Origin of the sequence: Pseudoalteromonas sp. MM17-2 (assembly GCF_022347945.1) — a bacterium.
In the GTDB taxonomy this organism is placed as follows: domain Bacteria; phylum Pseudomonadota; class Gammaproteobacteria; order Enterobacterales; family Alteromonadaceae; genus Pseudoalteromonas; species Pseudoalteromonas ruthenica.
This window is the reverse complement of sequence record NZ_JAKRFV010000008.1, coordinates 71,747-84,699: the sequence shown is the minus strand read 5'-3', so window position 1 is coordinate 84,699 and position 12,953 is coordinate 71,747. Positions and strand designations below refer to the sequence as shown.

The 12,953-nt window shown below is 49.1% G+C and carries 7 protein-coding genes; 3 read left to right on the top strand and 4 right to left on the bottom strand.

What is annotated here, in order from left to right; translation table 11 throughout:
• Positions 1 to 82 precede the first annotated feature (82 nt).
• A complete protein-coding gene (gene acs, locus MHM93_RS08995; protein ID WP_138508979.1) occupies positions 83 to 2,023 on the bottom strand; it encodes an acetate--CoA ligase in 1,941 nt (646 codons plus the stop codon).
• A 278-nt stretch (positions 2,024 to 2,301) separates the two neighbouring features.
• Here acs and MHM93_RS08990 point away from each other — a divergent pair, with 278 nt between their 5' ends.
• Together MHM93_RS08990 and MHM93_RS08985 are read left to right on the top strand one after the other, a co-directional pair.
• Positions 2,302 to 3,432, top strand: a complete 1,131-nt coding sequence (locus MHM93_RS08990; protein WP_239448834.1) for a DcaP family trimeric outer membrane transporter — start codon at positions 2,302 to 2,304, stop codon at positions 3,430 to 3,432.
• 163 nt (positions 3,433 to 3,595) lie between these two features.
• Positions 3,596 to 5,722: a TonB-dependent siderophore receptor gene (locus MHM93_RS08985; protein ID WP_239448782.1), complete on the top strand. Its 2,127-nt coding sequence runs from the start codon at positions 3,596 to 3,598 to the stop codon at positions 5,720 to 5,722.
• A 172-nt stretch (positions 5,723 to 5,894) separates the two neighbouring features.
• Here MHM93_RS08985 and recA read toward each other — a convergent pair whose 3' ends face one another.
• On the bottom strand, positions 5,895 to 6,944 hold the full coding sequence (gene recA / locus MHM93_RS08980; protein ID WP_045978513.1) for a recombinase RecA: 1,050 nt from the start codon (positions 6,942 to 6,944) through the stop codon (positions 5,895 to 5,897).
• 72 nt (positions 6,945 to 7,016) lie between these two features.
• Entirely contained in the window at positions 7,017 to 7,523 is a 507-nt protein-coding gene (locus tag MHM93_RS08975) for a CinA family protein (protein WP_239448781.1), read from the bottom strand.
• A 24-nt stretch (positions 7,524 to 7,547) separates the two neighbouring features.
• Here MHM93_RS08975 and mutS point away from each other — a divergent pair, with 24 nt between their 5' ends.
• Positions 7,548 to 10,127, top strand: coding sequence for a DNA mismatch repair protein MutS (mutS, locus tag MHM93_RS08970; RefSeq protein ID WP_239448780.1), 2,580 nt, complete (start codon positions 7,548 to 7,550; stop codon positions 10,125 to 10,127).
• A gap of 46 nt (positions 10,128 to 10,173) precedes the next feature.
• Here mutS and MHM93_RS08965 read toward each other — a convergent pair whose 3' ends face one another.
• Positions 10,174 to 12,723 carry an Ig-like domain-containing protein gene (locus tag MHM93_RS08965; RefSeq protein WP_239448775.1) on the bottom strand — a complete coding sequence of 850 codons (2,550 nt, stop codon included), beginning with the start codon at positions 12,721 to 12,723 and terminating at the stop codon, positions 10,174 to 10,176.
• Between the last annotated feature and the right edge of the window lie 230 nt (positions 12,724 to 12,953).

Below are 12,953 nucleotides of genomic sequence, written 5' to 3'. Positions count from 1 at the left end.
TAAAAAAATCGGCCGTCATCGCTTGATGACAGCCGATAGTCTACGTTTAGAATCGTCCGTTAATCAAGTTCTTAACGCCTAATTAACGATTTAGACGGTTTTCAATGAGGTCGTCCACCACGCCAGGATCCGCCAGCGTCGAGGTATCGCCTAATTGCTGGTGCTCATTGGCAGCAATTTTACGCAAAATACGACGCATAATTTTACCTGAGCGGGTTTTAGGTAGTCCCGGTGACCATTGAATCATATCCGGAGAGGCAATGGGGCTAAGCTCTTTACGCACCCAGTTCCGCACTTCTTTAGTCAGTTCATCGCTCACTTGGACGCCATCGTTCGGGGTAATATAAACGTAAATCCCCTGCCCTTTAATGTCGTGTGGATAACCAACCACGGCAGCCTCGGCGACAGCCTCGTGCGCCACCAAAGCACTTTCAATTTCTGCGGTACCTAAGCGGTGGCCTGACACATTAAGTACATCATCTACGCGACCGGTGATCCAATAATAGCCATCTTCATCACGACGACAACCATCACCGGTGAAGTACACTCCAGGATAAGCTGAGAAGTAGGTTTGCTCAAAACGCTCATGATCGCCGTACACCGTGCGTGCTTGCGACGGCCAGCTATCGAGAATAACAAGGTTACCGTCAACCGCACCCTCAAGGTTATTTCCCTCGGCATCGTAAAGTGCTGGGGCAATACCAAAGAAAGGTCGTGTCGCTGAGCCAGGCTTCATATCGGTTGCACCCGGCAGCGGCGTGATCATGATGCCGCCAGTTTCGGTTTGCCACCAAGTATCAACAATAGGACATTGGCTATTACCAATATTTTCGTAATACCATGCCCAGGCCTCTGGGTTAATGGGCTCGCCCACCGAACCCAATACCCGCAATGATGAGCGTGTTGAACTGGCGGTGGGTTCATCGCCTTTTGCCATCAGCGCGCGAATGGCTGTAGGCGCAGTGTACAGAATCGTCACTTGATGCTTATCGACTACTTCCCCCATGCGCCCTGCACTTGGGTAGGTCGGCACACCTTCAAAGATCACTTGTGTACAGCCATTAACCAAAGGTCCATAAGCAATATAGCTGTGACCAGTGATCCAGCCGACATCAGCACTACACCAGTAGACATCGTCATCATGCACATCGAATACATATTCATGGGTCATGGAGGTATACACCAAATAACCGCCAGTAGAGTGCACGACCCCTTTAGGCTGACCCGTGGAGCCCGAGGTATAAAGAATAAATAAAGGATCTTCAGCGTCCATCACCTCTGGCTCGCAGTGGCTAGGTTGATCGGCGACTAAATCATGCCACCACAGGTCGTGACTGTGCCACTGCACGTCACCACCGGTAAGTTGATGCACAATAACATGCTCGACCGTAGTCACTGACTCTTGGCTCACAGCCTCATCGACATTGGCTTTCAATGGCACGGTGCCACCGCCACGGCGACCTTCATCTGAGGTGATCACCACTTTAGCGCCGCTGTCGTTGATGCGGTCAGCGATTGCAGAAGGCGAAAAACCACCGAACACCACTGAGTGCACGGCACCAATACGCGCGCATGCTTGCATCGCGTAGACAGCCTGCGGCGTCATCGGCATATAAATAGCCACACGATCGCCCTTACTAACGCCTAGTTTGCGCAGGCCATTAGCCAGTTTGCACACCTCATCATGCAATTGCTGGTAGCTAATATGCTCGCTTTGGCTCGGGTCATCTCCTTCCCAAATCAATGCAGTCTTATTGGCTTTATGTTCTAAATGACGATCAATACAATTATACGATGCATTGAGTTGCCCGTCTTCGAACCACTTAATGCTGATATGGCCTTTATCAAAAGAGGTATTTTTTACTTTTGTATAGGGGGTATACCAGTGCAAACGCTTACCATGTTCGGCCCAGAAGCCCTCGGGGTCATCTATGGACTGCTGATATAGTGCTTTGTATTTTTCGTTATCGACTAGTGCGTTGTTTTTGATGTTATCAAAAACCGGATAAATGCTCTGTGACATAACCGTCTCCATATCTTTTGTTGCCTGTAGGCTTGCCCACAGCATTACTCAGGGCTGAATGTTTCAGTATTAGACCTTAGTATGAAATCCCACAAATTGGCCACAAACCTGCCTACACTCAGCAAGTTAACTAACCACATACTCAGAGTTCGGCTATACCTTAGTCGTAAGACCAATAGGTAATTGCTCAAAATCATGGCAACGACCATGTTTTCATAGCTAGCTTGCAACAGGACAACTTCATTATGACAACACAAAAACGACTAACAAAAACATTTATGGCGGTGTGCGCTGCGCTTGGCTCGGTAGTGGGTAGCGCTCACGCGGCCACCATTGGCGACACCGATATTAGCTATGGCGGCTACGTCAAAGTTGATGCCATGTGGAGTGATTACTCCGCTGGCACCATTTCTGGCGACAGTATTGGCCGTGACTTTTATGTTCCCATTACCACCACTGTTGGGCCAGACGCAGATACCGATGCAGTATTTGATATGCATGCCCGCCAATCTCGTTTTAACTTTGGTACCAGTACCAAAGTGAGTAACGGAAAAACAGTAAAAACTAAGATCGAGCTAGATTTTATCGGCTCTATTGGAGGCAACGAACGTGTCACCAACTCCTATTCACCGCGTTTACGCCAAGCCTTTATTACCTACGATGGCTGGTTATTTGGTCAAGCATGGTCTAATTTCCAAAACGTCAGTGCTTTGCCAGAAACACTTGATTTTGTTGGCCCAGCGGAGGGCACGGTGTTCGCCCGTCAGGCACAAGTCCGCTATAGCGTTGGTAATTGGGCATTTTCGGCCGAAAACCCAGAAAGCTCTATCACCGTCAATGGCGCTCGAGTAGAAACCGACGATGCCAGCATGCCTGATTTCACTGCCCGCTATAATCATAAAGCGGACTGGGGCCATATTGCTGTTACTGCGTTGGCGCGTCAGCTAACATACAAGCAGAACGGCTTTGATGAAGACGAAACCTCGTTTGGGGTAAGTGTTTCAGGGCGCGTGAATCTCGGCTCTGACAACCTTAAGTTTATGCTAACTCAAGGCAAAGGGTTGGGTCGCTATGTTGGCCTTAACGTCGCCCATGGTGCGGTATTCGATGGCGATGAACTTGATGCTATTGACTCAACCTCAGGGTTTATTGGCTATCAGCACCATTGGAATAATCACTTTAGGTCGACCTTCCTTTATTCGTTCTTCAGCGCTGATAACAATACCGATTTACTCGCCTTCAGTGGCGACCCTACCGAAAGCAGCGTCAGTTACAGTGCCAACTTACTGTACTCGCCGGTTAAGAAACTCACCTTCGGAGTTGAGTTTAAACATGCAGAGCGAGAAACCGAAAGCGGCGCCGATGGTGACTTGGACCGCTTACAGTTTTCTGCAAAATATGCGTTTTAATAGGGTTTAAGCTTTAAGCGAGAGCCTTGCTCTGCAGACATTGGATGATTTTTGGCCGCTTATTAAGAGCGGCTTTTTATTTTTCGCAACAAAAGTGTGTTTGCAAATCATTCTCACTTAGATTAGTCTATGCACGATTTTTAACTCTCTGTGCTAAAAGATTATGTCTAAGAAAAGCTTCACTTTAAGTAAAATAGCAACGCTTTGCGCCGTTGCCCTGAGTACTTCAGCTTTTGCTGAGCAAGCAAAAGACAAAGATATTGAACGTGTTTCCGTGTATGGTCAGCACCATAAAAACTACATCACCGAACAAGCGGACTCAGCGTCTAAACTCGGCATCACCATTAAAGAAACGCCCCAGTCTATCTCTGTGGTGTCTCGTGCACTAATGGATGACTTTTCACTGGACGATATTAACGCTGTATTAGAGTCAACGCCGGGTGTCACTGTTGAGCAAATCGAAACAGACCGTACTTACTTTAAAGCCCGAGGTTTTGATATCACTAACTTCCAAGTTGATGGTTTAGGTATCCCTCAAGATGGTGGTGATGTACATGGTACCCTTGATACCTCTATTTACGATCGCATTGAGATTGTCCGTGGTGCCAACGGTATCATGACTGGCGCGGGGACTCCTGCAGCGACCGTTAACATGGTACTGAAAAAGCCTACCTATACGACTCAAGCCAGTGCCTCTGCATCTGTTGGCTCGTGGAATAAAAACCGTTTAGAGGTAGATGTTTCTGGCGCCTTAACTGATAACCACGCAATGCGCGCAGTAGTCACTAAGCAGCGTTCAGATTCATACTTGGACCGCTACGCCACTGATTTAACCTTGGGTTATATCGCCTATGAAGGTCAGCTCACTGACAGCACAAAGGTATCAGTGAATTATATTCGTCAATCAAAAGATGCCGATAGCCCACTTTGGGGAGCCTTGCCACTGTTTTATGATGATGGCACTGCGACTGACTTCGATGTATCCACAAGCACGGCCGCTGATTGGTCTTATTGGAATAACGATAACGAACATATTTTTGTTGAACTTGAGCAAAGTTTGGGCACCTCTTGGTTTATACGCGCTCGCTACGCGCACATGACCAATGAGCAAGACTCCGAGTTGTTTTATGTCTACGGCACCCCAAGTGCTGAAACCGGGCTGGGATTAACCGGCTACGCCAGTGAATACGACTATAAAGATCAGCAAAACCTTTATGATCTATACGCCACAGGTGATTTCTCACTGTTTGGACAAACTCATAACTTAGTGTTTGGTGTCAGTAGCGCCGATATGAACTACCAAGATAGTTCACTTTACGACTACACCACAGGCAATGGCTTCCCGGCGATGCCACCACTCGAGGACTTTGAAGGTAACGCACCTATTCCAACACTCGAGGATGCTTACAACGGCTCTAAGGTCGAGGCTGACCAAAAATCTGCTTATGCGTCGGCACGCTTCAAAATCACTGAGCCTCTAGCCATTCTTGCTGGCGGTCGTTATACCGAGTGGGATTCTGAGGGCCTATCTTACGGTAATTCCAAAGTGAACAGCTCAGAAGAGTTTATTCCTTATATTGGTGCTGTCTACGACTTTGCAGAGAATTACACCGTGTATGCCAGCTACACTGAAACCTTTGCGCCACAATCAGAGCAAGATCAAACCGGCATGGCTTTAGACCCAATCACCGGTGAGAGTAAAGAGCTGGGGATTAAAGCACAGTTGCTAGACGGTCAGTTGTTTGCCACTTTTGCTATTTTCGATGCTCTGCAAGACGGTATTGCCTTACCTGACACCGCTCTTTCAACTCCTGACAACACGGTTTATTACGCTGCTGAAGGGATCAATAGCGATGGCTACGAGCTTGAACTCAGTGGTCGTCTCACTGATGACTTAAGTGCTAGCTTCAGCTACAGCCATGTGGATATTGAAGCCGGTGATGACGCCAATGAAGGTAAGTTAGTTCGTGATTACACCCCAGAAGACCAAGTTAAAGTGGCGCTGAATTATCAGGTCCCTGTAATCGAGGGTTTAAGCTTGGGTGCCAATTATCGCTGGCAAGCCAAAACGTCACGAGTGCAAAGCAATGGCACTATTCCTACGGTGACGACACAAGGTGCGTATGGCTTACTTGATTTAGTGGCCACTTACCAAGTGACTGAGCGCATCAGCGCCACCTTTAATGTTAACAACGTGACCGATGAAAAGTACCTGCACAGCCTTTACTGGGCTCAGGGCTATTACGGTGCACCACGTCACTATGCCTTCTCTATTAACTGGCAGCTTTAATTCCCTGTCTTAGTTAAGCAGTAGAACGCCAAACTCTGTGTTTGGCGTTTTTTTATGCCTAGTTATTAGCCTTAAAGCCTAGCTAAAACTTATGGCAGGCGTGCCAGCGATGAAACTCCAGCCATAAAAAAACCAGCCCTTAGGCTGGTTTCGCTTACTCTTATTCAGTGTCTTACTCGCTCTGCGCTTCAGCAGCTAGCGGGTTGGTTTCACCGTCTTCAGGTTTAATGGTTGCTTTAAGCAGCAACATTTCCCGAAGCTTACCTTCAATCTCATTGGCAATCTCAACATTCTCTTTTAAGAACTTAATAGAGTTAGATTTACCTTGGCCGACTTTAGACCCGTTGTAGCTGTACCAAGCACCGGACTTTTCAATGAGCTTGTGCTTCACACCTAAATCAATCAGCTCACCTTCTTTGGAGATACCTTCACCATACATGATGATAAACTCGGCTTGCTTAAATGGCGGCGCCACTTTGTTTTTCACTACTTTGACGCGGGTCTCGTTGCCGATCACTTCATCACCGTCTTTCACTGAACCAATACGGCGAATGTCTAAACGTACAGACGAGTAAAACTTCAGGGCATTACCACCGGTGGTGGTTTCAGGGTTACCAAACATCACACCAATCTTCATACGGATTTGGTTGATAAACACACACAAGGTGTTTGAGCGTTTGATATTTGCCGTTAACTTACGCAGCGCCTGTGACATTAAACGTGCTTGCAAGCCAACGTGGCTGTCACCCATTTCGCCTTCAATTTCTGCTTTTGGTGTCAGTGCAGCGACCGAGTCAACAATGACCACATCAACGGCGCCTGAGCGTACTAGCATGTCACAAATTTCCAACGCTTGCTCACCAGTATCCGGCTGCGAAACCAGTAGCTCTTCAACATTAACACCCAGCTTTTCGGCGTAGACAGGGTCTAGGGCATGCTCGGCATCGACGAAAGCACAGGTTTTACCATCGCGCTGAGCTTGAGCAATGACTTGTAATGTAAGGGTTGTTTTACCTGACGATTCTGGGCCATAAATTTCAACAACACGCCCGGTCGGCAAACCACCTATACCTAGAGCGATATCGATTCCCAGTGAGCCGGTAGAAATGGCTTCAATATCCAAAGCCTGGCTATCACCGAGCTTCATAATTGAGCCTTTACCGAATTGACGCTCAATTTGCGAAACCGCTGCACTTAAGGCTTTTGATTTGTTATCGTTCATGCTGTTCTCCAAAATCGTTCTGTGCCACAAGCTGGCTTAATGTGTCTTAGTATACTGTATGGAATTACAGTATCAAGCAGATTCTATAATTTTTACCGTCATCGCCAGAGCTTGAGCTATTGCTTGCTCGCGCACGTACGCGCGATCGCCGCTGAATACCTGCTGTTGCACGCTCACCTGCTGATTAAAGAACACCGCAAACCACACCAGTCCTACCGGTTTATCATCACTGCCGCCGTCGGGTCCGGCAATGCCTGACGTGACCACCGCCACATCAGCCTCTGCGGCTTGGGCTGCGCCAATAGCCATTTCACGCACGGTTTGTTCACTTACCGCGCCATAATCGGCCAATGTTTGCTTGCTCACGCCCAAGCGCTCGTGCTTAGCTTCATTGGAATAAGTCACCATCGCTTCGGCAAAATAGCGCGAGCTGCCGGGGGTATCGGTAATGGCATAAGCAATGCCCCCCCCGGTGCATGATTCAGCGGTAGTGATCATCATCTGCTTATCCGCTAGAATAGCGCCGAGCTGGGCAGCAAGGGTTTTCGTATTGTTCGTTGACTGGTGCTGTAAATTCATAACCATCCTTATTCGAGTGCGTGCATGTCAGCAAATCTCTACAGTGAAGATAATATAAAACAACAAACCCCGATGATGCAGCAATACCTGCGAATAAAAGCGCAACATCCCGATATTTTGCTGTTTTACCGTATGGGCGATTTTTATGAGCTGTTTTTTGATGATGCCATTCGCTCCGCCGAGCTGCTTGATATATCACAGACCTATCGCGGCAAAGCCGGCGGCGAGCCTATTCCCATGGCTGGTGTCCCCTACCATGCGGTGGAAAACTACCTCGCTCGCCTAGTACAGCTCGGTGAATCGGTGGCCATTTGCGAACAAGTGGGCGATCCGGCAACCAGCAAAGGCCCGGTTGAGCGCAAAGTCGTGCGTATTGTCACCCCGGGCACCATCACCGACGAAGCGCTATTAAAAGAGCGTCAAGACAACTTATTAGTCAGTGTGTATAAAAACCCACAAGGCCGTTTTGGCGTTGCCTATTTAGATATCAACTCCGGACGCTTTAATGTCGTTGAATGTGCTGACAATGACGCATTTAAATCCACTTTGCAACGCCTTAACCCGGCCGAGCTGCTCTATCCAGAAACCTTTGCTGATATGGCGCTGATAGAGCATATTAAAGGCACTCGTCGGCGTCCGGAATGGGAATTCGATTTAGATACCGCCGTTACCGCACTATGTCAGCAATTTGGCACCCAAGACTTGATTGGCTTTGGTGTTCATGAAGCAAAGTTAGCACTGACTGCCGCTGGCTGCCTATTACAGTATGTCAAAGACACGCAACGTACCGCCCTGCCCCATATTAAAGGCATTAGTCTCGAGCAAGATACGCAGGCCGTGGTACTCGACAGCGCCACGCGCAAAAACCTTGAGCTGACGCAAAATCTCAGTGGCGGTCTGGAAAACACACTCGCGGCCGTGCTCGACAAAGCCGCAACGCCTATGGGCTCGCGGTTATTGAAACGTCGCATTCATAACCCTATTCGCTGTCGCAAGGAGCTCAACCTTCGTCTTAATGCCATTAGCACCATCATCGACCAAGCGTGGCATATGGAGTTGCAGCCACTGCTACGTGCTGTGGGCGATGTTGAGCGTATCGTTGCCCGATTAGCGCTAGGCAATGCGCGCCCTCGCGATCTATCTCGCTTGCGCGCAGCGCTGGAGCAACTGCCTGAGCTACAAAACATGTTAGCGACCAGTCAGTGCCAGCGGATCAAACAAATTGCCACCGCCAGTCACCCCAATGATGAACTACTGCAATTACTGACACGCGCCATTGTTGATAACCCACCGGTGTTGATCCGCGATGGCGGGGTGATTGCTGAGGGTTACAACGATGAGCTTGATCATTGGCGTAACCTCTCGCAAGGGGCCACCGATGTGCTCACCGCCATGGAAGAGCGAGAGCGCGAGAGCACCGGTATTAGTACTTTGAAAATTGGCTACAACAAGGTGCATGGCTTTTATATTGATATTAGCCGCGCGAACTCTCACTTAGTGCCAAGCCACTATATTCGTCGTCAGACCCTGAAAAATAACGAGCGCTATATTATCCCCGAGCTCAAAGAGCACGAAGATAAGGTGCTAGGTAGCCAAACCAAAGCGCTGGCACTGGAAAAGCAGCTCTATGATGAGCTCTTCACCCTCATAGCCCCGCACCTGGATGCATTGCAACAATTGGCGGCGGCATTAAGTGAACTAGACGTACTGAATAACCTAGCTGAACGCGCGCAGACGCTTAACTACGCGAAACCTGAGCTGCACGAAGGCGACGGCATCGCCATCAGTGAAGGGCGCCACCCTGTGGTTGAGCAGGTGATGACAGACCCCTTTATCGCCAACCCGGTGGAGCTCAATAATCAGCGCCGCATGTTGATGATCACCGGCCCGAATATGGGCGGTAAATCAACCTATATGCGCCAAACGGCACTGATTGTGTTAATGGCTCATATTGGCAGCTTTGTGCCAGCGGCACAGGCGCAAATCGGCTTGGTCGATCGTATTTTTACCCGTATCGGTGCCAGCGACGATCTCGCCTCTGGCCGTTCAACCTTTATGGTTGAGATGACCGAAACAGCCACCATTTTAAACAATGCCACGGCCCACTCGCTGGTGTTAATGGATGAGATTGGTCGCGGTACCAGTACCTATGACGGTTTGTCGCTCGCCTATGCCACAGCAGATTACTTGGCTCACAAAATTAATGCCAAAACCTTATTTGCCACCCATTACTTTGAGCTTACAGAGCTTGCCGAGCGTGAATCAGGGTTAGTAAACGTGCACTTAGATGCCATTGAACACAACGATACCATTGCCTTTATGCATAAAGTCTTAGAAGGCCCAGCAAGTAAGAGTTTTGGCTTACAGGTCGCGGCATTAGCAGGCGTGCCTAAGGCGGTGATCAACAGCGCTAAGCGCAAGCTCAAACAGTTAGAGCAACAACCAGCAATTAACGCCAACACCTCAAGCACACAAGCGCAGCTGGATTTATTGGCGGAGCCCGAGCCCAGTGAGGTTGAGAATGAGCTCAGTAATATTAACCCCGACGATCTAAGCCCACGTCAGGCTCATGAGTTGTTATACCGGTTAAAAGAGCTGCTATAGAAACGATAAAGCCCGCAATTAAGCGGGCTTTTTTCATATCTCAGGGTTATTGGCCATTGTTCATCTGAGTGAGTTTATCGCCAATGGGACCAGAGAAATTGTAACCATCGTACTTATCCCAGTTTATCGACCAGGTCATAACCCCACCAAAGTTTGGATACGGGTTACTGGGTGTAATGGTGCCACATGCTTGCCCCTTGGTTAAGCAATCCAACGCATCAATAATGTTTTGCGTGGGTGCTTGCCCTGAATTAGCCGATTGCGGACCAGACGGCAGACCGATAGCAACTTGGTCATCACGCAGCGGCGCAAATTGTTGACCATTAGCAAGGGTAAACCCTTCTATCAACATTTTTGCATGCGCGACCATCATGTTGACCGACCCTTCAGGTACCGAGCCCGGCTCATAGGGGTTAGGTAATCCACCATTGTTGTAGAGTTGCACATGGAGTAAATCTAGGGTATCGCGCACATCGTCAATGAGCGGAATATACGCCCCCCAAATGCCAGAGTAAGCGACCATGCCCCCATGTACATAAGGGTGCTCCGGAGCCATTGTAAGATACATATCGCCCCCCATGTTTTGCTCAATTTGCTTCAAGGCACGCCCTAAACGCGCTTGGATCTGTGAGCCATGAACCAGGTTGGAACCACTCTCGTAATCGACATCTAGGCCATCAAAGCCCCATTCATTGATGATGTTAGTCAAACTGGCGACAAAGTTCGCCTCGTCACTATCTGTCTCTAGGGTAATCGTGCCTTCGGCGCCGCCAAGGCTCAATACCACGACCTTTCCTTGTGCTTGTAAATCTTTTATGTCTTGCTTAAATTTAACCGGGTCTATCGGCGGACAATCGGAACGAATATCCTCTTCAAAGGGGTGAAAGACAACTTTACCGGTGGCATTGCGGTCATTCTCGGCAAAGGCAATATCGATGATATCCCAAGCACTGGAAATATCAGACAAGGGGATAGGACAGCCTGCCGGATTAACGAAGTTATGCCAATAACCGATGAGCTTGTGTTTTTTCCCCGCTGGGGTATCAATCACATTAATTGTCGCGGCCGTGCTTTGTGCGCTGTTACCTTGAGAGTCATTGGCAAGGGCGCTAACTGCATACTGGCCTAAACTCGCGGGGGTATAATTCAGCGTATAAGGGGCACTGCTGTCACTGCCAACGATTTGCCCATTCACAGCAAAGCTCACCTCGGTAATACTGCCGAGCGCTGAACTTGCATCAGCGGCCAGTGTCAGGCTTTGCCCTAAGCGCAGCTGCTCTGCGCTGGCAGGAGAGTTCAAGCTCACCACCAAGGGCTGATCAGTGACAGTGACCAGCACTGACTGCTCGCTAAGGTTGCCTTCATTATCACTCGCGGCAACCGTCACCGCCGTTTCACCGAGCCCTTGCACTTGCCATGTTGCTTGGTAAGGCGCGCTCGTATCTGTGGCGATCACATTGCCTGCAACAGAGAATTCAACCGCACTGACACTGCCGTCACTGTCGCTAACATCGGCGCTAATCACCGTACTTTGCCCTTGTAATAATGTGGCATTAGCACTGGGCGAGGTAATGGTGATATCCGGAGCAATTGCGCAAATACCGAGGTCGGCCCAAGCATCCTGCCAGTGCTGACCGACTCCAGGTTCATATGCCCAAGCCGAACTTGAAGAGCACCAACCAGCGACGTCACAGCGATAGGCGTGATTGACATTTTCGACGGTATCCCCTTGGCTATAACTGGTGCCTGCTACATAACTAGGCGTGCCTTGACAGATGCCAGCTGCGGCCGCATCGACGTTGACTTGCACACTGGCACTCATACTCTGAGCGCCGACATCATCGGTGGCTTTGGCTTGGAACTGATGAAGCCCCGACTCGGCCTGCCATTGTATAGAATAGGGTGCACTGCTATCGGTGCCAACTTGTACTTGATCAACATAAAAATCTACCGCCGTAACAACACCATCACTGTCATCGGCATTAGCGCTCAAGGTCACTTGCTCACCGCTTCGCGCTTGGGTTTGCGCTGTAGGTGCAGTTAACGTCACTGTCGGCGCAGCATTCCCGTCAGCGGGGAGCACCGAGATTTGTACTTCAGCGCTGACGCCCTCGCCTTGCTGATCATCTCGCGCCTGAGCACGCAGAGTATGCTCTCCTGCCAAGGCTTGCCAATTTAGCTCAAAAGGAGCGGCATTATCGACACCCAGTGAAACTCCATTGATGAAAAACTCAACGGCGCTGATACTGCCATCACTGTCGCTTGCTTGTGCCTTTAAGACAACGCTGTCATTTTCACCAAAAGAACTATTGTTTAGAGGCGAAGTAAGCTCGACTATTGGCGTTTGGTTGGCACCATCGCATTGACCCAGTAAACGCCATTGCTGCCAGTCTCCTGAGTGAGTGGCTGGGTCTTGATTTTGCGTCCACCAGTTCGCTTCATATGCTTTGTCTTGGTATACAACTTGAGCACCACTGTTATAGGCATCATCGCTATTCCATGGCGTCAGTGGGCTGCAGTCTAAGGCCCAAGTCACAGTGGGCGCCGCCATGAGTGCTGCCACCACAGCAGGTATATATCGCCGATTGGATTTCATAAATCACCTCGTTTGTTTTTTAATCAGGTCCAGACTAACCAAAACAAACATGTTAATCAATTGTGTATTTTTTGTATTACTTAAAGCCATTATTAACAATCGACGAATATCAACAGAAGGGACTTCAGTGAGCTTGAATTTATCTCACCACCAATGGGTACGTTAACAATGAGTGTTGGAGTATCTGGGAAAGTTCTTGGGCTGCGAGACCTTTTGTATGTTGCCCTGCT